The organism is Streptomyces sp. BoleA5 (genome assembly GCF_000373665.1).
Lineage (GTDB): Bacteria > Actinomycetota > Actinomycetes > Streptomycetales > Streptomycetaceae > Actinacidiphila.
The window spans coordinates 158,323-181,423 of sequence record NZ_KB892155.1 but is presented as its reverse complement, the minus strand read 5'-3'; the positions used below and the strand labels follow the sequence as shown (position 1 = coordinate 181,423).

Annotated in this window: 22 protein-coding genes and 1 tRNA gene; 19 read left to right on the top strand and 4 right to left on the bottom strand. The window is 73.4% G+C overall.

From position 1 onward, the window contains the following. Positions 1-165 precede the first annotated feature (165 nt). The 10 genes from B085_RS0139285 to B085_RS0139240 all read left to right on the top strand — a co-directional run bounded on the left by B085_RS0139285 (position 166) and on the right by B085_RS0139240 (position 12,713). Positions 166-744 carry a YqgE/AlgH family protein gene (locus B085_RS0139285; RefSeq protein WP_026251905.1) on the top strand — a complete coding sequence of 193 codons (579 nt, stop codon included), beginning with the start codon at positions 166-168 and terminating at the stop codon, positions 742-744. A gap of 11 nt (positions 745-755) precedes the next feature. Continuing rightward, a complete protein-coding gene (locus tag B085_RS0139280) occupies positions 756-1,037 on the top strand; it encodes a DUF3039 domain-containing protein (RefSeq protein WP_018564078.1) in 282 nt (93 codons plus the stop codon). Between the two features lie 67 nt (positions 1,038-1,104). Next, positions 1,105-2,268 carry a hypothetical protein gene (locus B085_RS0139275; RefSeq protein ID WP_018564077.1) on the top strand — a complete coding sequence of 388 codons (1,164 nt, stop codon included), beginning with the start codon at positions 1,105-1,107 and terminating at the stop codon, positions 2,266-2,268. Positions 2,269-2,358: 90 nt separating this feature from the next. Further along, positions 2,359-3,990 (top strand): beta-N-acetylhexosaminidase, encoded by a 1,632-nt coding sequence (locus B085_RS0139270; protein WP_018564076.1) that lies wholly within the window; start codon positions 2,359-2,361, stop codon positions 3,988-3,990. A gap of 261 nt (positions 3,991-4,251) precedes the next feature. Continuing rightward, a complete protein-coding gene (locus B085_RS0139265; protein WP_051102278.1) occupies positions 4,252-5,163 on the top strand; it encodes an FAD binding domain-containing protein in 912 nt (303 codons plus the stop codon). Further along, positions 5,160-6,497 (top strand): (2Fe-2S)-binding protein, encoded by a 1,338-nt coding sequence (locus B085_RS45220; protein ID WP_018564074.1) that lies wholly within the window; start codon positions 5,160-5,162, stop codon positions 6,495-6,497. Before B085_RS0139265 ends, B085_RS45220 begins: the two co-directional genes overlap by 4 nt. A 61-nt stretch (positions 6,498-6,558) precedes the next feature. Next, positions 6,559-8,895: a xanthine dehydrogenase family protein molybdopterin-binding subunit gene (locus tag B085_RS0139255; protein ID WP_018564073.1), complete on the top strand. Its 2,337-nt coding sequence runs from the start codon at positions 6,559-6,561 to the stop codon at positions 8,893-8,895. A gap of 366 nt (positions 8,896-9,261) precedes the next feature. Then, on the top strand, positions 9,262-10,128 hold the full coding sequence (locus B085_RS0139250) for a hypothetical protein (RefSeq protein ID WP_158689916.1): 867 nt from the start codon (positions 9,262-9,264) through the stop codon (positions 10,126-10,128). A 126-nt stretch (positions 10,129-10,254) separates the two neighbouring features. Beyond that, on the top strand, positions 10,255-10,830 hold the full coding sequence (locus tag B085_RS0139245; RefSeq protein ID WP_018564071.1) for a glycosyltransferase family 2 protein: 576 nt from the start codon (positions 10,255-10,257) through the stop codon (positions 10,828-10,830). A 551-nt stretch (positions 10,831-11,381) separates the two neighbouring features. Then, positions 11,382-12,713, top strand: a complete 1,332-nt coding sequence (locus B085_RS0139240) for a ferric reductase-like transmembrane domain-containing protein (protein ID WP_051102277.1) — start codon at positions 11,382-11,384, stop codon at positions 12,711-12,713. A gap of 121 nt (positions 12,714-12,834) precedes the next feature. Here B085_RS0139240 and B085_RS51330 read toward each other — a convergent pair whose 3' ends face one another. Next, positions 12,835-13,089: a hypothetical protein gene (locus tag B085_RS51330; protein WP_018564069.1), complete on the bottom strand. Its 255-nt coding sequence runs from the start codon at positions 13,087-13,089 to the stop codon at positions 12,835-12,837. Positions 13,090-13,099: 10 nt separating this feature from the next. On the opposite strand from B085_RS51330, the gene B085_RS51325 reads away from it, so the two are divergent. Both B085_RS51325 and B085_RS0139230 read left to right on the top strand, forming a co-directional pair. Continuing rightward, positions 13,100-13,351, top strand: a complete 252-nt coding sequence (locus B085_RS51325; protein ID WP_018564068.1) for an FMN-binding protein — start codon at positions 13,100-13,102, stop codon at positions 13,349-13,351. A gap of 31 nt (positions 13,352-13,382) precedes the next feature. Continuing rightward, complete coding sequence (locus B085_RS0139230; RefSeq protein ID WP_018564067.1) at positions 13,383-14,180, top strand: FAD:protein FMN transferase; 798 nt, start codon at positions 13,383-13,385, stop codon at positions 14,178-14,180. On the opposite strand, the gene B085_RS0139225 is transcribed toward B085_RS0139230, so the two are convergent. Then, positions 14,148-15,359, bottom strand: a complete 1,212-nt coding sequence (locus tag B085_RS0139225; protein ID WP_018564066.1) for a S8 family peptidase — start codon at positions 15,357-15,359, stop codon at positions 14,148-14,150. The genes B085_RS0139230 and B085_RS0139225 overlap by 33 nt on opposite strands. A gap of 277 nt (positions 15,360-15,636) precedes the next feature. Between B085_RS0139225 and B085_RS0139220 the strand changes: the two genes are divergently transcribed. Then, positions 15,637-16,146 carry a SigE family RNA polymerase sigma factor gene (locus B085_RS0139220; protein WP_018564065.1) on the top strand — a complete coding sequence of 170 codons (510 nt, stop codon included), beginning with the start codon at positions 15,637-15,639 and terminating at the stop codon, positions 16,144-16,146. Between the two features lie 61 nt (positions 16,147-16,207). Beyond that, entirely contained in the window at positions 16,208-16,915 is a 708-nt protein-coding gene (locus B085_RS0139215) for a hypothetical protein (protein ID WP_018564064.1), read from the top strand. Positions 16,916-16,987: 72 nt separating this feature from the next. Here the strand turns inward: B085_RS0139215 and B085_RS0139210 are convergent. After that, positions 16,988-17,062: transfer RNA gene (locus B085_RS0139210), tRNA-Cys, on the bottom strand. Between the two features lie 91 nt (positions 17,063-17,153). Next, on the bottom strand, positions 17,154-18,023 hold the full coding sequence (locus B085_RS0139205) for an alpha/beta fold hydrolase (protein ID WP_018564063.1): 870 nt from the start codon (positions 18,021-18,023) through the stop codon (positions 17,154-17,156). A 145-nt stretch (positions 18,024-18,168) separates the two neighbouring features. Here B085_RS0139205 and B085_RS0139200 point away from each other — a divergent pair, with 145 nt between their 5' ends. The 5 genes from B085_RS0139200 (at position 18,169) to B085_RS0139180 (ending at position 23,075) form a co-directional block, all read left to right on the top strand. Continuing rightward, positions 18,169-19,536 (top strand): MFS transporter, encoded by a 1,368-nt coding sequence (locus tag B085_RS0139200; protein WP_078620266.1) that lies wholly within the window; start codon positions 18,169-18,171, stop codon positions 19,534-19,536. 31 nt (positions 19,537-19,567) lie between these two features. Then, positions 19,568-19,768: a hypothetical protein gene (locus tag B085_RS0139195; RefSeq protein WP_018564061.1), complete on the top strand. Its 201-nt coding sequence runs from the start codon at positions 19,568-19,570 to the stop codon at positions 19,766-19,768. A gap of 1 nt (position 19,769) precedes the next feature. Next, positions 19,770-20,159 (top strand): type II toxin-antitoxin system death-on-curing family toxin, encoded by a 390-nt coding sequence (locus B085_RS0139190; protein WP_018564060.1) that lies wholly within the window; start codon positions 19,770-19,772, stop codon positions 20,157-20,159. A gap of 115 nt (positions 20,160-20,274) precedes the next feature. Beyond that, a complete protein-coding gene (locus B085_RS0139185; RefSeq protein WP_018564059.1) occupies positions 20,275-22,083 on the top strand; it encodes a DEAD/DEAH box helicase in 1,809 nt (602 codons plus the stop codon). A gap of 326 nt (positions 22,084-22,409) precedes the next feature. Next, complete coding sequence (locus tag B085_RS0139180; protein WP_018564058.1) at positions 22,410-23,075, top strand: IclR family transcriptional regulator; 666 nt, start codon at positions 22,410-22,412, stop codon at positions 23,073-23,075. Positions 23,076-23,101: the final 26 nt, after the last annotated feature.

Genomic DNA, 23,101 nt, shown 5'->3' with positions numbered 1-23,101 from the left:
GAAGAGGCCTGTGAGGTCCCACTCATGTAATGGCTTCGCTACAGCACCCTGTGCGTTCGCGTGATTCCGGACGGTGGCCGTCGCGGCGGCCCGCGCACGGCCCCCGGCGCGGAAAGGGCGCGGTTGCCACCCCGCGCGGCGGCGGAATGCGGGATCATGTTGACCATGACCGAAGTGTCATCGCTCACCGGCAGACTGCTCGTCGCGACGCCCGCGCTCGCGGACCCGAACTTCGACCGGGCGGTGGTGCTCCTCCTCGACCACGACGAGGAGGGGTCGCTCGGCGTCGTCCTCAACCGTCCCACGCCCGTCGGGGTCGGCGACGTCCTGGAGCCCTGGGCCGGTCTGGCGGGCTCGCCGCAGGTCGTCTTCCAGGGCGGTCCCGTCTCCCTGGACTCCGCGCTGGGCCTGGCCGTGGTGCCCGGTGAGCCGCGGGACGGCGAGGACGCGGAGCCGCTCGGCTGGCGCCGGGTGTTCGGCGCGATCGGCCTGGTGGACCTGGAGGCGCCTCCGGAGCTGCTCGCGGCCGAGATGGGCTCCCTGCGCATCTTCGCCGGGTACGCCGGATGGGGGCCCGGCCAGCTGGAGGACGAGCTCGTCGAGGGTGCCTGGTACGTGGTGGAGTCCGAACCGGGGGACGTCTTCTCCCCGGACCCGGACCAGTTGTGGCGGTCCGTGCTGCGCAGGCAGCGCAGCGAACTCGCGATGGTCGCGACGTATCCGGACGATCCGTCTCTGAATTAGGCTTGCGTGCCATGAGCACTCTCGAGCCCGAGCGCGGGGCGGGCACCGGCACCCTCGTCGAGCCGACCCCGCAGGTGTCGAACGGCGATGGCGACCACGAGCGCTTCGCGCACTACGTTCAGAAGGACAAGATCATGGAGAGCGCGCTCTCCGGATCGCCGGTGGTCGCGCTGTGCGGCAAGGTCTGGGTGCCCGGACGGGACCCCAAGAAGTACCCCGTCTGTCCGATGTGCAAGGAGATCTTCGAATCCATGCCCGTCGGTGGCGGGGACAAGGACAAGGGCGGCAAGTAGCGGCCGCCACGGCACCCGGCAGGTACGGCCGCGGCACGGCGGCCGTACCTCGCGCGTTCGGGGGGACATGGCGCAGGACGACGCCGTCACGGCGGACCGGGTCTTCGGGCTGTGCGAGCGGGGGCGCTTCGAGATGGCGCACTCGCTCGTCGACGACGCCTTCGTCGCCCGCAACGGCAGCTTCGGCTACCTCGTACGGGCCAGGGTCTTCGCGTACGAGCAGCGGGCCGACTGGGCCCGGGAGGCCGTCGACTGGGCGCTGGCGCACGCGGAGCCCGGCGACCCCGACCCGCCGCTGCTGGCCGGGCTCGTCCTGCTGATGCTCGGTGACGCGCACGCCGCCCTCGGGCTCGGGCGGCGGGTCGTCGCCGCCGATTCCCGCGAGTGGCGCGCGCAGGTGCTGGTCGCCGACTCCTGCCGGATGCTCTCCCGCCGTCCCGAGGCGGTCGCCGCAGCCCGGCGGGCGGTCCTGATCGCGCCGCGCGAGGCCGAGGCGCAGGTCGCGCTCGCCCGGGCGCTGGACCTGTCGTTCCGGCCGGCCGCCCGGGCCGAACGCCGCACGGTCGTCGCCCGGGCGCTGGACCTCGGCGCCTCGCCCGGCGACGTGGCGGGGCGGCGCCGGTGGCCGCGGGTCGTGCCCGCGCTGCTCGTGGCCGTGCTGGTGCTGTTCGCCGACCCGTGGGTGCTGGCCGGCGGGATGGCCGTCCTGACGGTGCTGGCTGGCGCGCTGTGGCTGCTGCAGGCCCGCCGCTCGGGCAGCACGGGCCGGGGACGGCTGCAGACCGTGCGCGCCCTGGCCCGGGCCGAACTGAACGGGGACCCGGCGCGTGCCCGGGCCGTGGCCCTCACCGCGGGGGCCTGGCTGCCCGTGCTCCCGTTCGCCGCCACCGGCCTGGCGGCCGCCTCCGCCGCCGACGGCACCCCCTGGCCGCTTCCGGCCGTCCTGGGTGTCGCGGCGGCCGCCGTCGCGGTGCTGCTCGCGGCCGCCAGCGCGGTGCGCTGGTGGTACGGCGACGCCTTCCTGCAGCGCGACTTCCTGCCCAGCCGGCACGCCGTCCTCCAACTGACCGCCGTCGTCGGCCTCGTCGGGACCGTCGTGGCGCTGTACGCGGCCGGAACCGCCTCCACGGCGCTGTGGTCCGCGGTGACCGTGGCGCACGTCCTGTGGTGCGTCGTCGGCGTGCTGATCCCCGCCCTCGCGCTGAACCGGGCCCGCCGGGCGGCCGGCTGAGGGCGGCTGGCTGGGGGCGGGCCGGAACGGGCCGGAAAGAGGCGGCGATTGGTCTATTCCAGTTGCCGCGAGGGCGGCAGGATGGTCGCCATGGACCTCATCCCGGCGCCCGTCGAGGCGCACCGGCACGCCGGCGGCGGTCATGTGGACCTCGGCCCCGGCACCACCCTGGACGCCGGCCCCGGCACCGAAGGGACCGCGCGCTGGCTGCGCGCCACGGTCGGCGCGGCCACCGGGCTCCCGCTGCTCCCGCCCCCCGCGGGCACGCCCGGCACGATCACGCTCCGCCTCGACCCGGACGTGGCCGAGCGCCTCGGAGCCGAGGGCCACCGTGTGACGGTGTCGGCAGCGGACGGCGTGCGCATCGAGGGCGGGGGAGCGGCGGGGGTGTTCTGGGGCGCCCAGACCGTACGGCAGTTGCTCGGCGCCGACGCCTTCCGCCGCGCGCCGCTGCCGGAACGCGCCTGGCGCCTGCCGCACTGCTCCGTCGAGGACGCCCCGCGCTTCGGCTGGCGCGGCGTACTGCTGGACGTGGCACGGCACTTCATGCCCAAGGACGTCGTCCTGCGCTACGTCGACCTGCTGGCCGCGCACAAACTGAACGTGCTCCACCTGCACCTGACCGACGACCAGGGCTGGCGGGTGGAGATCCGCCGCTATCCGCGCCTGACCGAGGTCGGCGCCTGGCGCACCCGCACCAAGGTCGGGCTGCGGGAGTCCCCGCTGTGGGACGAGCGCCCGCACGGCGGCTACTACACCCAGGACGACCTCCGCGAGATCGTGGCGTACGCGGCCGAGCGGCACGTCACGGTCGTGCCCGAGATCGACGTCCCCGGCCATTCGCAGGCCGCCATCGCCGCCTATCCGGAACTGGGCAACGCGGACGTGGTGGACACCGGAGCCCTGCCGGTGCTCACCGGTTGGGGCATCAACCCGAACGTGCTGGCGCCCACCGAGGCCACCGTGCGCTTCTACGAGAACGTCCTCGCCGAGCTCCTGGAGGTCTTCCCCTCGGAGTTCGTCCACATCGGCGGCGACGAGTGCCCCAAGGACCAGTGGCGCGCCTCGGCCGCCGTCCAGGCCCGCATCAAGGAGCTGGGGCTGCGCGACGAGCACGAGTTGCAGAGCTGGTTCGTCCGGCACTTCGACACCTGGCTGAGCAGCCGTGGCCGCCGGCTCATCGGCTGGGACGAGATCCTGGAGGGCGGACTGGCCGAGGGCGCCGCCGTCTCCTCCTGGCGCGGCTACGCGGGCGGGATCGCCGCGGCCCGGGCCGGGCACGACGTCGTGATGTGCCCGGAGAGCCAGGTCTACCTGGACTGGCGGCAGTCGGACCGCGAGGACGAGCCCGTGCCGATCGCGCACGTCCGCACCCTGGAGGACGTCTACCGCTTCGAGCCCGTCCCGGACGCTCTCACCGCGAAGGAGGCCGCCCACGTCATCGGCGCGCAGGCCAACATCTGGACGGAGACGATGGATTCGGTCCGCGCGGTGGACTACATGGCCTTCCCGCGGCTCGCCGCCTTCGCCGAGACGGTCTGGAGCAGGCTGCCCGCGCCCGCAGCCCGTGACCACGAGGGCTTCGCCGCCCGAATGTCCACCCACTACGGGCGACTTGACGCACTGGGGGTCGAATACCGGCCGCCGGGCGGTCCGCTGCCGTGGCAGCGGCGGCCGGGCGTCATCGGACGCCCGATCGAGGGGCCGCCCCCGATCGTGTGAGGCCAGCCACAACCCGGGGCCGGCCGGTGCGGGAGATGGCAGGGTGGTGGGGCCGATCACGGCAAGGCGCATGAAGGAGGCCATTCCCGTCGCAACCTGGAGAAAGCCGCGAACCGGACGGAGTTCCATCCGGAAGACGGGTTCTCCTTTGCGACCCTCGCGTTGATCACCCCGGAAGATGTGCCAGAGTTGCCACGTCCGGGCTGTCAGCACGTACCGTACGGCTACCGCACCGCGGACAGCCGGGGAAGGGGCAGCTGCGTGAGCACGTACGCACGGCAGGCAGCGCGCAATGTGGCGTTGCCGACCTCGCTCGACGAGGCCGTGGCGGCCTTGGCCGCCGCGCCCACCGCCGTGCCCGTCGCCGGAGGCACCGACCTCATGGCGGCCGTGAACTCCGGGCTGTTGCGCCCCGCGGGACTGGTCGGCCTCGGGCGGATCAGCGAGATCCGCGGCTGGCAGTACGCCGACGGCGCGGCGCTGCTCGGCGCCGGCCTCACCCACGCCCGCATGGGCCGCCCCGACTTCGCCGCGCTCATCCCCGCGCTGGCCGCCGCCGCGCGCGCCGCCGGGCCCCCGCAGATCCGCAACGCGGGCACGCTCGGAGGCAACATCGCCGGCGCCGCCCCCACCGGCGACTCGCTGCCCGTGCTGGCCGCCCTGGAGGCGTCCGTCCTCGTCGCCGGCCCGGACGGCAACCGCGAGCTGCCGGTCAGCCACCTGCTCACCGGCATGGACCCGCTGCGGCCGGGCGAGGTCCTGGCGTACGTCAGGGTCCCGCTGCTGCACGCGCCGCAGACCTTCCTCAAGGCCACCGGCCGCACCGGCCCCGGCCGCGCGATCGCGTCCGTGGCCGTCGTCCTCGATCCCGCGCGCCGGGGCGTACGCTGCGCGGTGGGAGCCGTAGCACCGGTGCCGCTGCGGCCGCTCGAGGCCGAACGCTGGGTCGCCGGGCTGATCGACTGGGATGGCGAGCGCACGCTGGCACCGGAGGCCCTCACGGCCTTCGGCGAGTACGTCGCCGCCGCCTGCATCCCCGACCCGCTGCCGGCCGCGGCCGACGGCATGGGGGGAACCCCACCCGCGGTCCCCGAACTGCCCCCCGCGGCCGTCCAGCTGCGGCGTACGGTGGCCGCACTGGCCCGCCGCGCGCTGGGGAGGGCACTGGCATGAGTGACGACGTGTACGACGACAGGACACCGGACGGGCGCATGACCGACCAGCCGCAGGCGGGGTCCCCCCAGCCGCACGGCGGGGGATTCACCCCGGGGCACGGGGTGTGGGAGCCCGTGCCCCACGGCGAGTACGACCCCGACCAGACCATGCACGTCTCCTTCGCGGCGCAGTTGTCCATGACCGAGCCGGGCGCCGACCCGCTCGCCGCCCCGGGCCACGGCTACGCCCCCGAGCCGCCCGCCGCGCCGATGACGGTCGCCCACACCGAGGCGCCCGCCGCCCCGGCCGCCGGAGAGGACGCGGCCACCACGTGGGCGATCCCCGTCGTGCGCGAGGACGTCGCCGCCGACGACTCCGGCGAGTACTCGGTGGGCGCCTTCATGCCCGCCCCCGACCCGGTGCAGCAGCCCTGGACCGCCCCCGCCGCCCCGCAGGCGCCCCCGGCGCCCCACGCGGGCCCGGCCGACGGCGGCTGGTCCCTGCCCGCGGACGCCACCGGCCAGTGGAAGCTGCCGCTGGCCCCGGACGGCGTCGCCGGGAAGTCCGGCGAGTACGGCTTCCCGCCCGCCCCCGCCCCCGCCTACGCGCCGGCCGACGCCTTCGGGGAGCCCCGGCCCGGGCAGGCCCCCGGCGACGACCTCGCGCACCCGCAGGAGCCGGCGGCGGAGCCCGCCGAGGACCTCGTGGCGGACCCCGCGGCGGCGGAGCCCCCCGCCCCGGAGGAGGCCGCCGGGGAACCCGGTGACGAGCCCGGCGCGGACGCGCACAGCGAGCACCCGGTGGACTCCTACGTCCTCAACGTCAACGGCACCGACCGGCCCGTCACCGACGCCTGGCTCGGCGAGTCCCTGCTCTACGTGCTGCGCGAGCGCCTCGGCCTCGCCGGCGCCAAGGACGGCTGCGAGCAGGGCGAGTGCGGGGCCTGCTCGGTCAAGGTCGACGGCCGTCTCGTCGCCTCCTGCCTGGTGCCCGCGGCGACCGCCGCGGGCAGCGACATCCGCACCGTCGAGGGGCTGTCCGCCGACGGGAGCCCCTCGGACGTCCAGCGCGCGCTCGCCGAGTGCGGGGCGGTGCAGTGCGGTTTCTGCATCCCCGGCATGGCGATGACCGTGCACGACCTGCTCGAGGGGAACCACAGCCCGACCGAGCTGGAGACCCGGCAGGCCATCAGCGGCAACCTCTGCCGCTGCTCCGGCTACCAGGGCGTCCTGGAGGCCGTCCGCCAGGTCGTGGCCGAGCGCGAGGAGAGCGCCGCGGACGACACCGCGGGCGACCCGGCGGAAGGCGTCCGCGTCCCGCACCCGCGCCCCTCCTCCGGAGGCCCGGCGTGAGCACCCCGAACCTCCTGACCCGGCACCACCTCCCCCCTCGCGGCAGCGAAAGGTACGCGCGATGACGGGCCCCGACGCCGCGACGGCCACCCCGGCCGTGGGCACCCCCCCGCCGGTCGCGACCGGCGCCGACGAGCAGCAGGCCGCGCCGCACGGCATCGGCGCCTCCCTGCCCGCCCCCGACAGCCTCGCCAAGGCCCAGGGCACGTACCCGTACGCCGCCGACCTGTGGGCCGAGGGCCTGCTGTGGGCGGCCGTCCTGCGCTCCCCGCACCCGCACGCCCGCATCCTGTCCGTCGACACCACGGAGGCCGTCGCGCTGCCCGGCGTTCGGGCCGTGGTGACCCACGAGGACGTCCCGGGCGACGCCATGCACGGGCGCCGCGTCGCCGACCGCCCCGTCTTCGCCAAGGACACCGTCCGGCACCACGGCGAGGCCATCGCCGCCGTGGCCGCCGACCACCCCGACACGGCCCGGCTCGCCGCCGCCGCCATCCACGTCGAGTACGAGGTCCTGGAGCCCGTCATCGACCCGGAGCGGGCCTTCTCGGCGCCCCCGCTGCACCCCGACGGCAACCTGATCCGGCACATCCCACTGCAGTTCGGCGATCCGGACGCGGTCGGCGAGGTCATCGTCGAGGGCCTGTACCGGGTGGGCCGCCAGGACCCGGCCCCCGTGGGCGCCGAGGCCGGCCTCGCCGTGCCCCGCCCCGACGGCGGCGTGGAGCTCTACGTCGCCTCCACCGACCCGCACACCGACCGCGACCTGGCCGCCGCCTGCTTCGGGCTGGAACAGGACCGGGTCAAGGTCGTCGTCACCGGAGTGCCCGGCGCGATGGGCGACCGCGAGGACTCCGGGGTGCAGATCCCCCTCGGGCTGCTCGCGCTGAAGACCGGCTGCCCGGTCAAGTTCGTGGCCACCCGCGAGGAGTCCTTCCTCAGCCACAGCCACCGCCACCCGACCCTGCTGCGCTACCGCCACCACGCCGACGCCGAGGGCCGCCTGGTCAAGGTCGAGGCCCAGGTGCTGCTGGACGCCGGCGCGTACGCCGACACCTCCGCCGACGCGCTGGCCGCGGCCGTGGCCTTCGCCGCGGGCCCCTACGTCGTCCCGCACGTCTTCGTCGAGGGCTGGGCGGTACGCACCAACAACCCGCCCTCCGGCCATGTCCGGGGCGAGGGCGCGATGCAGGTCTGCGCGGCCTACGAGGGCCAGATGGACAAGCTCGCCGCCAAACTCGGCCTGGACCCGGCCGAGATCCGCATGCGCAACGTCATGGCCACCGGCGACCTGCTGCCCACCGGCCAGACGGTCACCTGCCCGGCACCCGTCGGCGAACTGCTCAAGGCCGTACGCGACACCGACCTGCCCCCGCTGCCCGTCGACGACGACGAGTCCGAATGGCTGCTCCCGGGCGGCCTGGAGGGCGCGGGCGAGCCGGGCGCGGTGCGCCGCGGCGTGGGCTACGCGCTCGGCATGGTCCACATGCTCGGCGCGGAGGGCACCGACGAGGTCTCCACCGCCACCGTCCGCGTCCACGACGGCGCCGCCACCGTCATCTGCGCCGCCGTCGACACCGGCCAGGGCTTCGCCACCCTCGCCCGGCAGATCGTGCAGGAGGTCCTCGGCGTCGAGGATGTCCGCGTGCTGCCCTCCGACACCGACCAGCCCCCGGCCGGGGCCGCCGCCCGCGGCCGTCACACCTGGGTCTCCGGCGGCGCCGTCGAACGCGCCGCCAAGATGGTGCGCACCCAGCTGCTGCAGCCGCTCGCAGGGAAGTTCGGCATGTCGGCGGAACTGCTCACCATCGCCGACGGAAAGATCACCAGCTACGACGGCGTGCTCTCCACCACCGTCGAGGAGGAGCTGGCGGGCAAGGAGCTGTGGGCCACGGCCCAGTGCCGTCCGCACCCCACCGAGAGGCTCGACGACACCGGCCAGGGCGACGCCTTCGTCGGTCTCGCCTTCTGCGCCGTACGCGCCGTGGTGGACGTCGACATCGAACTCGGCGCGATCCGGGTCGTGGAGATGGCCGTCGCCCAGGACGTCGGCCGGATCCTCAACCCCGCGCAGCTGCGCGCCCGCATCGAGGCCGGGGTCGGCCAGGGCGTCGGCATGGCCCTCATGGAGGACCTCCGCGCGCCGCGCGGCGTCATCAAGCGGCCCAACCTGACCGGCTATTCGCTGCCCACGGCGCTCGACGCGCCCGCGATCCGCGTGGTCCGGCTCATCGAGGAACGCGACGTGCTCGCGCCCTTCGGGGCCAAGGCCGCCAGCGCGGTCCCCGTGGTCGTCTCCCCGGCCGCCGTCGCCTCCGCCGTCCGCGCGGCCACCGGCCGCCCCGTCAGCCGGCTGCCCATCCGCCCCCAGCACGCGGTCGTCCGCCCCCAGGGCTGACCCACCGCCACGCACGACGAAGGGCCCGGTCCGTGCGGACCGGGCCCTTCGTGCGGAGGCCGTGGCGGGAATCGAACCCACGTAACGTTCAGCTCCGTACGGACGCTTTGAACGCCGGAGCCGGCCAAACGGCCCTGGACGGCAGCGCACAGCGATGAACGAGACGAAACCGAGACGGGGGAGTGGTAGCGGAAGTTCACCTCCGGCGACTGTCATCGGCTCAGCCCTCGCCCCGAGTGCCTACCCGCCGCCCGCTCCGACTCGTCCGTGCCCGCCCCGACCCGCCGCGGCACCTGCCTCCGGGGCCGGCCGTCGCATCCTCCCCCGCTGCACCACAGATCCCCCGAGTAACTACACTTTGCATCCATGTCTTGGGACCCTCAACACGACGACCGTACGCCTGGCGCGAGCGGCCCCAATGGCGTGGACGCCGGAAACGGCGCCTATCGGGACAGTGGTGACATTCAGGGCCTACAGGTCATCTACCACCCGCACGGCGAGAGGGCCCAGGTGTACGACGCATACCTGGATCCGGCGGCGGCGCACGGCTGGCACGAGTCGGTAGCCACCGGTGACGGAGTTGCGCCCGAGGATGCCTACGGCCACCCCCAGGGCGCGTACGGTGACAGTCACGAGGTGTACCGGGGCGGCCACGACGCCCAAGAGGGGGGCCAAGGCACCCATGAGACCGGCCACGAGGCCTACGGCGCCGAGCCTGAGCACACGTCCCGAGACGACGGACACTCCCATGGCGCTGATGACGACCAGAACGACGCCGACCACGACGACGGCTCGGTCTTTGTCGATGCATCGGGCCGCCGCAGCCGGCTGATCCGCCGTGCGGGCCTCGCTGCCGCGGCGGTCTGCGTTGTCTTCATGGTCGCTCTGATCGCGGGATTGTTCAGTTCGGTGCCCTCTGGCGGCCCGCTTCCCTGGGGGCAGGACCAAGACCAGAACCAGGAACAGAAACGGGACGACTCGTCGACCGCCACGAACCAGCCCGGTTCGACCGTCGACCCCACCGCCGATCCGTCGCCCACGTCTGAGAAGTCATCTGGGGAGTCAGCGGCCCCGAGCCCATCGGTGAGCGCTTCCAAGATCGGTGGCGAGTCCAGGGAACCCACGACCAAGGCGCCCACGACCGCAGCCGCCCCCACTACGAGCGCGCCGGGCAGGGGGAACGCCGGCGACCCCCCCGGCCACGGCCAGGGATCGACCAAGGGGCCCAGGTGAGCCACCCGCAACGCAACACCGGAACCTCCCGTTCCACCGGCAGCAGTCGTTCCCGCCGCGTCAACCGCTCGGCCCGACCGTCTACGGTGACCCGCTCGACGCAGACGGCACCCAGAACCAACCGGCATGCCCTGCGGCGCGCTCGCCGAGGACACCGATCTGACGATGGCGCTGTGCCGCGCGGGCTGGCGGGTGGTGTACGAGGAGTCTGCGATCGCCTGGACGGAGGCGCCGTCCACCGTCCGGCAGCTCTGGAAGCAGCGTTACCGCTGGTGCTACGGCACTCTGCAGGCGATGTGGAAGCATCGCAGGTCGCTGGTCGAGACGGGGTCGGCGGGTAAGTTCGGCCGCCGTGGACTGACCTATCTCGCCGTCTTCCAGATGCTGTTGCCGTTGCTCGCTCCACTCGTCGATGTGTTCGCTGTGTATGGGCTGCTGTTCCAGAGCGTTGCCCAGGCCGGGGCCGTGTGGCTCGGCTTCACGGCCGTGCAGGTGCTCAGTGCCCTCTACGCGCTCCGCCTCGACAAGGAGAAGTTCGAACCGCTGTGGACCCTGCCGCTGCAGATCTTCGTCTACCGGCAGCTCATGTACCTGGTGGTGGTGCAGTCGGTAGTCACGGCGCTGCTGGGCAGCAGGCTGCGCTGGCACCGGATGCAGCGCACCGGTTCGGCGACGGACACGCTGCAGCGGCAGCCGGCGTGAGGTCGCACGGCCGGGCCGTGGCCGTCGGGGCGGCTCGGCGGGACGGGTCGCAAGGGACTTCGACCTCACCCGGACCGCGGCGTGGGACTGGGGAAGCAGGCCGACTCCGAGGCCGCTCGCGGCCTGACCAACACGCTGAACATGTCTTTCAAAGCGGAGCAAGTTCACCGAGCCATGGTTGACCTCACCGTGGCAGAGATTCGGCGACTCCTGCCGGTCGGAAGCAAACAAAGCGGTCAAGGCCCGGCCGCTCCCAGGTGCGACGGCCCCACGCGCAGTCGCCTCACCCCGACCGGGGTTCCGGGATGCCGAGATGCCGAGGGAACTGCAGGCCTCGGCAACGGTGCAAGGGAGTGGCCTGGCGGTACGACGCTTCGGGCCCTAGACTCCGTGCTTCCCTGACACCGCAGGCCCGGCCATCCCCGTACTCCCAGGGGTAGGGTGCCGCGCTCAGGGGCGACCAGGGAGCAGGGGGCCGACTCAGGAGACCGGGAAAGAGAACGACCCCCTTGACGACGATTCAGCACAGCCGTGCGGGCAGACGGCAGGCCATGCGCCGGATCCGCCCCCGGCGATCCCCCGCCATACCCCTGGCGGCACTGGCCTGGTTCGGCGCGGCAGCCACGCTGTGGGTGTGGTGGAGTAACACACCGTACGTGCCGCGGACCGCCGGCGACTGCCTGACGGCCGCCGGCCGGATCACCGGGCTGCTGTCCGGATATGTGACCGCCATCGTGATCGCGCTGATGGCGCGCGTTCCGTCCCTGGAGCGCCGGGTGGGCACCGACCGGGTCACGCGGTGGCACGCGATGAGCGGACGCTACGCGCTGTCCCTGGTCGTCGCGCACGTCGTGCTGATCCTCTACGGCTACGCGCTCCAGGCGGACACCGGCATCGTGGCGCAGACGGTCTCCGTCGTCACCGAGTACCCGGAGATGGTGAAGGCGACGGCCGGGACCCTGATCCTGCTGCTCGTGGGCCTTGTCTCGGCCGGCGCACTGCGCAGACGCCTGCGCTACGAGACGTGGTACTACCTGCACCTGCTCACCTATGCCGCCGTCTACCTCGCCTTCTGGCACCAGCTCGCCACGGGCGGCGAATTCGTGACGGGCACCGTCGCGCGCACCGCCTGGTACGCCCTGTACCTTCTGGCCGGCGCGCTGGTGCTCTGGTACCGCGTGCTCACTCCTGTACGGCTCAACTTCCGGCACCGCATGCGGGTCGAGTCGGTCGTGCAGGAGACGCCCGGCGTGGTGTCCGTGCTGATCCGCGGACGCCGGCTGCACAGGCTGGGTGCGGAGCCGGGGCAGTTCTTCCGCTGGCGGTTCCTGGCCGAGGGGCTGCGCTGGACCTCGAACCCGTACTCGCTGTCGGCGCCACCCCGGCCGGATCTGCTGCGGATCACCGTGAAGGCGGCTGGCGGGCACAGCGCGGCGCTGGCCCGGCTCCGCCCGGGCACCCGGGTGTGGGCGGAGGGCCCCTACGGGGCGATGACCGCGGGCCGCCGCAGCCGTGGCAAGGTGCTGTTGCTCGCGGGCGGCGCGGGGATCACGCCACTGCGGGCGCTGTTCGAGACCCTGCCCGGGGCGCCTGGGGACCTCACCCTGCTCTACCGGGCGCGCACGGCCGAGGAGCTCGCGCTCCGGGACGAGCTGGAGGCGATCGCGGACGCCCGCGGTGCGCAGCTGCTGTACGCGGTGAACAGCCCGGACGGCAGACGGCCGGCGATCACCGCGAAGAAGCTGCGAAGGATCCTGCCGGACATCGCCCGCCACGACGTCTACCTGTGCGGGCCGCCGGGTCTGGCCGAGGAGTCCCACGCCGCGCTCCGCGAGGCCGGCGTTCCGGACCGCCGCATCCACCACGAGTCCTTCGAGTTCTGAGCCCGGTGACCTCCGTGAAAAAGAAGCATTCGCTCCGTCGTGTCGTGCTCACCAGCGCCGCCACCGTCTCCGGCATCGTGCTGATGCTTGCGCTCAAACCCGGCACGGACCCGTCCGCCCATCAGGCCGGCGCTCCCTCCGCCCCGGTGACAGCGATCCCCTCCGCATCCATCGCCGCCTCCACGTCCACCCCCACCTCTGCGTCCGCTTCCCCGTCCGTGTCCGCCTCGGCGTCGGGGAGGGCAGGACACCGGCGCGCCACGTCGTCTCCGACCGCTTCGATCTCCCGCTCCGCCTCCACCGCACCCAGGAAGACCAGCACCGCCCCGTCCACCCCGAAGACCACCACGGCCGCGCCCACCACCCGTACCGTCACCGGTCCCACCGTGCAGACGAACTACGGGCCGGTCCAGGTGCGGATCACCCTCACCGGCACCAGGATCACGGGGGCGGCCGCCGTCCAGTACCCCGACGAGACCGCACGGAGCCGGGACATCAACTCCACCGCGGTTCCCAAACTCAACCAGGAGACGCTGGCCGCGCAGAGCGCGAACATCGACTCGGTGTCCGGCGCCACCTACACCAGCACGGGCTACAAGCAGTCGCTGCAGAGCGCCCTGGACCAGGCCGGTGTCTGAGCCCGCGCGCCTGCGCCACGTGGAACACGCCATGGGCACGGTCTTCTCCTTCGACGTCCGCGGCTTCACGCACCTCCCGCGCGTGCGCGCGGCGCTGGAGGAGTCGGTCGCCTTCCTCCACATGACCGACGCCGTCTTCTCCACCTACCGCTCCGACAGCCAGATCAGCCGACTTGCCCGCGGCGAGCTGGATCTGCGGAGTTGCGATGCCGAGGTGCGCGAAGTGCTGCGGCTGTGCGAGGAGGCCGAACGGCGGAGCGACGGCTGGTTCTCGGTCCGGTACGAAGGCCGGCCCGGCACCGGTCCCGACCCCACGGGCCTGGTGAAGGGCTGGGCGGTCGAGCGCGCCGCACGGACGCTCGCCGAGGCCGGCGCGGAAGCGGTGTGCGTCAACGGCGGCGGCGACGTCCAGACGGTGGGCGGTCCCTGGCGGATCGGGATCTCCGATCCCCTGACCCCTGGTGCGATTGCCGCGGTCGTCGAGGTGGGCGCCGATGCCCGTGAGACGGCCGTCGCCACGTCGGGCCCCGCCGAACGGGGCTGCCACATCCTTGATCCGCACACCGGGCGGCCGCCGGCCACTCGACTCGCCTCGATAACCGTCGTCTGCCCCACCCTCACCGCCGCCGACGCCTGGGCCACCGCCGCCTACGCCATGGGTGACGCGGCCCGCACCTGGCTCAGTGCACTCCCTGGCGCGCAGGCCTTCGCCGTCACCACCGGCGGTGGCACCTGGCACACGACCGGTTTCCCGGGGTCGGCCGGTACGGCCGACCCCGGGAAACCGGTACGGGTGCTACGGGGTGACGCGCAGCAGCAGGTTGGGTGATCCGCTGCCGGGGCCGGCGACCACTCCGGAGGTGGCCGCCGAGGTCAGGGCGCTCGCCACCTGGGAGGGCGAGGCCGACGGATGTCCGGCGAGATAGACGGCGGCCGCGCCCGTGACGTGCGGGGTCGCCATCGAGGTGCCGGAGATGGTGTTGGCGGCGGTGTCGCTGTTCTTCCACGCGGAGGTGATGGACGATCCGGGCGCGAACAGGTCCAGCCCAGAGCCGTAGTTGGAGTAGCTGGCCCTGGCGTCGGTGCTGGTCGTGGCGCCGACGGTGATCGCCTCGCTCACGCGCGCGGGCGAGTAGGAGGAGGCGTTCGCCCCGTCGTTGCCCGCGGCGACGGCGTAGGTGACCCCGGAGGCGATCGAGTTGCGGACGGCGGTGTCGATCGCGGTGTTGGCGCCGCCGCCCAGGCTCATGTTGGCCACGGCCGGCTTCACGGCGTTGGCGGTGACCCAGTCGATGCCGGCCACGACCTGGGCGGTCGTGCCCGATCCGGCGTTGTTCAGGACACGTACAGCGACGATCTTCGCCTTCTTGGCGACGCCGTACGAGGTGCCGGCGACGGTGCCCGCGACATGGGTGCCGTGGCCGTTGCCGTCCTGGGCGACGAAGTCGTTCTGGACCGCGTCGTAGCCGTAGGAGGCGCGGCCGCCGAAGTCGGTGTGCGTGATGCGCACTCCGGTGTCGATGATGTACGCCGTCACGCCGGCTCCGGCCGTGTCGGGGTACGTATAGCTGTTGTTCAGGGGGAGCGCCGCCTGGTCGATGCGGTCCAGTCCCCACGAGGGCGGGTTGGTCTGCGTGGCGTCGATGCTGACCGTGGCGTCCTGGATGACCTGGCCGACGGCGGGGTCCGCGGCGAGCCGCCCGGCCTCGGTCGCGGTCATGTGGGCCGCGTAGCCGTTGAGGGCGGCGCGGTAGGTGTGCTCGACCACGCCGCCGTGGCGGGTCACCACGCTCCGGCCCCCGGCCGCGGTCGATGTGAGTCCGGAACTCTTCTTGAGGATGACGATGTAGCTGTCCTTCACGGCGCCCTTGACGTCGGCGCCGATGATGCGGCCTTCGGCCGGTGCAGCCTGTGCGGGGGTTACCGCGGTCAGACCGAGGGCGGCGGCGGTCACCACCGCCGAGAACGCTGCGGCGATCCGCCGCTGGGTTCTGTGCGTCACTGCCATCGCGGGGGAGTCCTCCTGCAATCGCTGGTGCGTAGCGGGACGACCGACATCGTGATGCATCTGACGCGTACATTACAAGAGTGCCTTGGAGGGATCTGCCTCGCCGTAGGCCCCAACGGCTTGACGTTGATGCACTCCCCGGCGATCCGCGCGTTGAACGGAGACGGTGAAGACGAAGGGGCGGTACCCCGCGACGGCGAGATCTCTGCCCCTCCGGGTGGGACGTAACCCCGCGGCCACAGCGTCTTCAGAGTGTGGACGACGAACAGGATCTCGGATGAAGCGCCGGTACGAAGAGGAATTCATGGCGTTCGCCGCCGCGCGATTCGCACCTCTGTTCCGCTCCGCGTGCGTGCTCACCAGCGGTGATGTGCACCTCGCGGAGGACCTGGTGCAGGACACGCTCGGCCGGATGTACGCCAACTGGCGCAAGATCGCGCAGGTGGACGACCCGGCGGCCTACACCCACACCGTCCTCGTACGGACCTACCTGTCCTACCGCCGCCGGCGCAGCAACTCCGAGCGGCCCACCGACACGCTGCCGGACTCCGGTGCCGCCACCGAGCACGACGCCACGCTGCGGGTCGCGTTGCTCGACGCTCTCGGCAGGCTCTCCGCCCGGGACCGGGCCGTGCTGCTCCTGCGCTACTGGGAGGACCGCAGCGTCGAGCAGACCGCCGCGATCCTTCAGATCCGGCCGGGCGCGGTACGCAACCAGAGCATGCGCGCGCTCGCCCGGATCCGGGACCTTCTGGGCCACGACCTGTCCGAGCTCGTCAGCCCCTGAACCCGGTGCCGCGGCACCTACCTCGCCCTCTTCACCGACCTCCGAAACGCGGTGACCCGCCATGCCCATCGAAGAAGACTTCACCGAAGCCCTCCGCACCGCCATCCTGACCTTCGAGCCGCCCAACACCCCCTCACTTCTGCAGGCCTGCGTCCGAAACGGCCGGCGCAGGCGCCGCCGCCGCGCCGCGGCCGTCGCTGTGAGCGGAACAGCCGTGCTCGCGCTCGTCGGGCTCGGCACGACGGTCGTTCCCGGACTGCTGTCCGACCCGCGGACGGCCGACCACACCGGTCCGGCGGCCTCGGCCACGACCGGGTCGGCCACGCCATCAGCCACCCCGAAGCCGACCTTCACCGGCGCACTGCCCGCCGACCGCGCCCTTGCCACCATGACCGCGTTGCTGCCGAGGGGCCTGACCCATTCGAGCCCGCCCGGCGGCCGGCAGTCGGGCCAGCTGTGGGTGGACGACGGCCACGGCACGTCGCTGCTCGAGGTGCACGTCTCCCGGCAGGCCTCGACCGCCGCGATCCGCAGCCACGTCTTCGCCGGCACGACGCCCTTGGCCGACGGCACCCTGATCGCGACCCGGCAGGCGCCGCCCGGAACGGACCCCGGGCACGCGGCGGTGAACGTACTGCATCCTGACGGGCTCTACGTCACGATCATGGTGTGGCAGGCACCGAGCCAGAACACCCCCTCGACCCGCACCACGCCGATCCTGACACCGGCCCAACTGCAGGCCATCGCAACCAGCCCGCAGTGGCGGTAGCGCTCGCCCCGGCCGTGCGACGGCCCGGCACGATCACGGGTGCCGCCCCTTCGTGATGCCCGGTCAAGAAGATGGAGGCCGTGGCGGGAATCGAACCCACGTCACTCGATTTGCAGTCGAGCCCCTGAACCACTCGGGCACACGGCCTTGCGTCGTCGACGTACCCCGACCATAGAGGCGGCCCCCGGGAGGGGGTCAACGCCTCCCGGGGGCCCGCAACAGGACTGCCATACGCCGTTCACGAACCGCCGGGGGAGGCCGCGCCCGACAGGAACTCCTCCACCACCGGGCGGAACAGCTCGGGTTCGTCCACCCACGGGAAGTGCCCGACGGCGTGCAGCGGGCGCAGGCGGGCGTGCGGGAAGCAGGCCGCGACGACCTCGCCCGCGCGCATGCCGGTGACGGCGTCGCGGTCGCCGGTGACGACCAGGACCGGGCAGGTCACCTCGCGCAGCCGGGCCAGCACGGCGAGCCGGGCCGGCTCGTCCAGGCCCTGCCAGAAGCCGGCGCGGGGGACCGGGTGCAACTGACCGCCCTCGGCGGCGGCGTGGGCGCGCTGGGCCTCGCCCCAGTGGCCGTACGCCATCGGCGCGACGTGGAGCAGCAGCGTACGGACCCGGTCGAGGTCGTCGGCGGTCTCCAGCTCGGCGAGGGAGGCGACCGCCTCCGGCCACCAGGGTTCGGCGACCCGGCTCTCGAAGATCTCCCGGGCGTCGTCGGGCAGCTCGCCCTGCAGCCGGGAGCCCGGGGTGACCAGCACGAGGTGGGTCAGCCGCTCCGGGTAGGCGGCGGCGTACGCCTGCGCGGTCGCGGCGGCCGCGTCGTGCGCGAGCAGTGCGAAGCGCTCCAGGCCCAGGTGCCTGCGCAGCGCCTCCAGGTCCTGGGCGAGCCGCGGGAAGGAGTAGGCGAGCGGGTCGTCGGCCGGCGGGCTGCCTCCGGTGCCCCGGCTGTCCGGGACCACCAGGCGCCGGCCCCGGTCCAGGCCGCCCAGGTCGCCCAGGTAGGCGGCGTCACGCCCCGGGCCGCCGGCGAGCGCGAGCAGCACGGGCCCCTCGCCCCGATCCGTGTAGGCGAGCCGGCTTCCGTCGTACGAGGTGTAGTGCGGCATGGCCTACACCTTCCCTGCCTCGGCCGCCTTCTCCCGGCCCTGGGCCGAAAGGCCGACCGGGGTGCCAGGGGCAAGGAGCCGATTGACCCCTTACCCTGTCGTGGTGACCACCGCAGACACCGAGCCGGTATCCGGCCATGCAGGCATGCTCCTCGCCGCGCCGGACACCGGCACCGACACCGTTCTGGGCAGCCGCTACCGCGCGCTGACCCTCGCGATGGTCTCCGTCGTCCTGCTCATCGCCTTCGAGGCCACCGCCGTCGGCACGGCCATGCCCATCGCCGCGCGCGAGCTGGACGGACTGCAGCTGTACGCCTTCGCCTTCTCCGGCTACTTCACCACCTCGCTCTTCGCGATGGTCGTCAGCGGCCAGTGGTGCGACCGCACCGGCCCGCTGGCGCCGCTCGTCGCCGGCATCGGCGCCTTCGCGGCCGGTCTGGTCGTCTCCGGCACCGCCCAGTCCATGTGGCCGTTCGTGCTGGGCCGCGCCGTGCAGGGCATCGGCGGCGGGCTCGTCATCGTCGCCCTGTACGTCGTCGTCGGCCTCGCCTACCCCGAACGCCTGCGACCCGCGGTGATGGCCGCCTTCGCCGCGTCCTGGGTGCTGCCCTCCATCGTCGGCCCGCTCGTGGCCGGCACGGTCACCGAGCAGTTCGGCTGGCGCTGGGTCTTCCTCGCCATCCCGGCGCTCGTCGTGCTCCCGCTCCTCATCGGCATGCCCGCCCTGCGCCGCACCTCCCTGCAGCGGCCCCCGGACGACCGCAGGGCCCCCGACCGGCGCCGGCTCGGCCTGGCGCTCGCCGTCTCCGCCGGCGCCGGGCTGCTCCAGTACGCCGGGCAGGACCTGCGGCCGCTGTCCCTGGTCTTCGCGGTGGCGGGCGCCGTGCTCGTCGTCCCGGCAGCGCTGCGGCTGCTGCCCCGCGGCACCTTCCGCGCGGCCCGCGGACTGCCGTCGGTGGTGCTGCTGCGCGGTGTGGCCTCCGGCACGTTCCTCGGCGCCGAGAGCTTCGTCCCGCTGATGCTCGTCACCCAGCGGCACATGTCGCCGACGCTCGCCGGGCTCTCCCTGGCCGCCGGCGGCGTCACCTGGGGCATCGGTTCCTGGATCCAGGGCCGCCCCGGCCTCGAACCCCACCGCCAACGCCTCGTCGTCCTCGGGATGTTCCTCATGGCCGCCGCGATCGCCGGCGCCGCCCTGCCGCTCCTGGACGCCGCCCCCGCGTGGAGCGCGGCCGCCGCGTGGGCCGTGGGCGGCCTCGGCGCGGGCCTGGTCATCTCCTCCCTGAGCGTCATCCTCTTCAAGCTCTCGGCCCCCTCCGAGGCCGGTGCCAACTCCGCCGCCCTGCAGGTCTCCGACGCTCTGTCCAGCGTCGTCCTCGTCGCCGCCGCGGGCACCGTCTTCGCCGCCCTCGGCGGGGCGTCGGGCGCCTTCACGGCCGTCCTCCTCCCCATGGCCGTCCTCGCCCTCGCGGGCGTCGGCGTCGCGGCACGGCTCCGCCCGAAAACCGGATGAGGCGGGCGCGCCGGGGGGCTACCGTCCGAGTGTGAAAGAGCTGACCATCGTCTTCACCGACGCCGAGTGGGAGTCCCTGGCCGACCTCGCGGACGCGCACGGCGTGCCCGCGGCGGAGTTCGTGCGCACGGCGGTGCGGGCCCACGAGGCGGCCGAGGCCGCGCGCGTCCGCGCCGCGGGGGAGGCGTACGCCGCCGTCCACGCGGACCTGCTGCGCAGGCTGGGGGAGTGACGTGACCGTGCGCCACCTCACCCTCGCCGAGGTCACCGACCTCGCCCGCCTCGCCTGCGGCGGTGAGCCGCCCGCCATGCGCGAGCCCGGGCTGCTCGCGTCGGCCGTGCACCGTCCGCGGGCCCGGATGTTCGGCGTCGAGGCGTACGGGGACGACGTCTTCGCGGCGGCGGGGGCGCTGCTGCACGGGATCGCGGCGAACCACCCCCTGGTCGACGGGAACAAGCGGACGGCGTGGCTGGCGGCGGCGGTGTTCCTGGGGCTGAACGGGGTCGACCTGCGGTCGGCCGACCAGGACGCGGCGTACGACCTGGTCGTGTCGGTCGCGGCGGGGGAGGTCTCCGTCCCCGCGGTGATCGGTCACGCCTTGGCGGGCCTGGCGTCCCCCTGAACGGGTCTCCTCCCGGCGAGACAGCCACCCCCGCCCCGCCCTGCCGCAGGCCGATGCCCGCGCCTCGCCCCAGTAGGCTGTGACGGTTGTCGTACCCGACCCGTCACCGGAGACCGTGACTACCACCGCCCCGCACAGCGCCAGCAACTCGCACTCGCACCACCTGTCGCCCGCCTTCCCCGGCCGCGCCCCCTGGGGCACGGCCGGCAAGCTGCGTGCCTGGCAGCAGGGTGCCCTGGACCGGTACATCGCCACGCAGCCACGTGACTTCCTGGCCGTCGCGACGCCCGGCGCCGGCAAGACGACGTTCGCGCTCACCCTGGCCTCGTACCTGCTCCACAACCACCTCGTGCAGCAGATCACCGTCGTCGCCCCCACCGAGCACCTGAAGAAGCAGTGGGCGGAGGCCGCGGCCCGGATAGGCATCAAGCTGGACCCCGAGTACAGCGCGGGGCCGGTCGGGAAGGACTACCACGGGGTCGCGGTGACCTACGCGGGCGTCGGCGTACGCCCGATGCTGCACCGCAACCGCTGCGAGCAGCGCAAGACGCTGGTGATCCTGGACGAGATCCACCACGCGGGCGACAGCCGCTCCTGGGGCGAGGCGTGCCTGGAGGCGTTCGAGCCGGCGACCAGGCGGCTGGCGCTGACCGGGACGCCGTTCCGGTCGGACACCAACCCGATCCCGTTCGTGACGTACGAGGAGGGCAACGACGGCATCCGCCGGTCCTCCGCCGACTACACCTACGGCTACGGCAACGCGCTCGCCGACCACGTCGTGCGCCCTGTGATCTTCCTCTCCTACAGCGGCAACATGCGCTGGCGCACGAAGGCCGGCGACGAGATCTCCGCGCGGCTCGGCGAGCCGATGACCAAGGACGCGATCGGCCAGGCCTGGCGGACCGCGCTGGCGCCGACCGGCGAGTGGATCCCGAACGTGCTGCGCGCCGCCGACCAGCGGCTGACGGAGGTCCGCAAGTCCATCCCGGACGCCGGCGCCCTGGTGATCGCCACCGACCAGGACACGGCCCGGGCGTACGCCAAGCTGATCCGGGAGATCACGGGGCACAAGGCGACCGTGGTGCTCTCCGACGACACCGGGGCGTCCTCGCGGATCGAGGAGTTCAGCGCGAGCGACGACCGCTGGATGGTCGCGGTCCGCATGGTGTCGGAGGGCGTGGACGTCCCGCGGCTGGCCGTCGGGGTCTACGCGACGACGATCTCCACGCCGCTGTTCTTCGCGCAGGCGGTCGGCCGCTTCGTGCGGTCGCGCAGGCGCGGCGAGACGGCCTCGGTCTTCCTGCCGACCATCCCCACGCTGCTGGAATTCGCCGGCGAGATGGAGGTGGAGCGCGACCACGCCCTCGACAAGCCCAAGAAGGAGGGCGAGGAGGACCCGTACGCGGAGTCCGAGAGGGAGCTGGAGGAGGCCGAGAAGCAGCAGGACGAGGACACCGGCGAGCAGGACATGCTGCCCTTCGAGGCGCTGGAGTCCGACGCCGTCTTCGACCGGGTGCTGTACGACGGCGCCGAGTTCGGCATGCAGGCGCACCCGGGGAGTGCGGAGGAGCAGGACTACCTGGGCATTCCGGGCCTTCTGGAGCCGGACCAGGTGCAGTTGCTGCTGCAGAAGCGGCAGGCCCGGCAGATCGCGCACAGCCGGAAGAAGCCGGACGAGGAGGCGGACCTGCTGGAACTCCCCGCCGAGCGGCGGCCGATCGTCACGCACAAGGAGCTGCTGGAGCTGCGCAAGCGGCTCAACACGATGGTCTCCGCGTACAACCACCAGAGCGGCAAGCCGCACGGCGTCATCCACAACGAGCTGCGCCGGGTGTGCGGTGGTCCGCCGAGCGCGGAGGCGACGGCGGGGCAGCTCAACGAGCGCATCAAGAAGATCCAGGAGTGGGCGACCCGGATGCGCTGAGCGGCGGCCGCGCCCCCATGGGCGGTGCCCGGGGCGGTTGCTGATGGTTCGTCAGCAGTGATGTGAATCTTGCGGCGAGAGAGGTGATCCGGCGGAAGATTTACGTCCGGTACCTCCGCTACCTCAGTCGCGTGACCGGATTGTGGACGAAGTCTTCCGCTGAGCGGTACGCATCGCTACCGTTCGGCTCACGCAACGCGCCGTGGCAGAGCAGCCTCGGGGCGCCAGCCGGTACCGCCAGACCGGTGGCCTCTCCGCGCTCTGCCGCGGGACCGGCAGTGCTCCCGCCGTGAGAGATGAGCCGCCACTCACGAGAAGGGGGCGTCGTGACCGCGGAGACCTCTCAGACGCTCGATCGGGGCCTGCGGGTCCTGAAGCTGTTGGCCGACACCGACCACGGACTGACCGTCACGGAGCTGGCGGCGAAGCTGGGCGTCAACCGTACGGTGGTCTACCGCCTTCTGGCGACACTGGAACAGCACTCCCTGGTCCGCCGGGACCTCGGCGGACGCGCCCGGGTCGGCCTCGGCGTGCTGCGACTGGCGCACCAGGTGCACCCGCTGCTGCGCGAGGCCGCGCTCCCCGCCCTGCGCTCCCTCGCCGAGGACATCGGCGCCACCGCCCACCTCACCCTGGTCGACGGCACCGAGGCGCTGGCCGTGGCGGTCGTCGAGCCGAGCTGGACCGACTACCACGTCGCCTACCGCACCGGCTTCCGGCACTCCCTCGACCGCGGCGCCGCGGGCCGGGCGATCCTCGCCGGGCGCAGCGTGCAGCCGTACGAGCCCGATGCGCGGTGCTCCGAGGGCCCCGGCTACGTGCTCACCCACGGCGAGCTGGAGGCCGGGGCGAGCGGCGCGGCGGCCCCGCTGGTGGGCGTGCCGGGCATCGAGGGCAGCGTCGGCGTGGTGATGCTCGCCGACGCGATACCCGAACGGGTGGGTCCCCGGGTCGTCGAGGCGGCGCTGGAGGTCGCCGACGCCCTGCGGTGAGGGCAGGGTGCCGGGCCGGGGTGCCC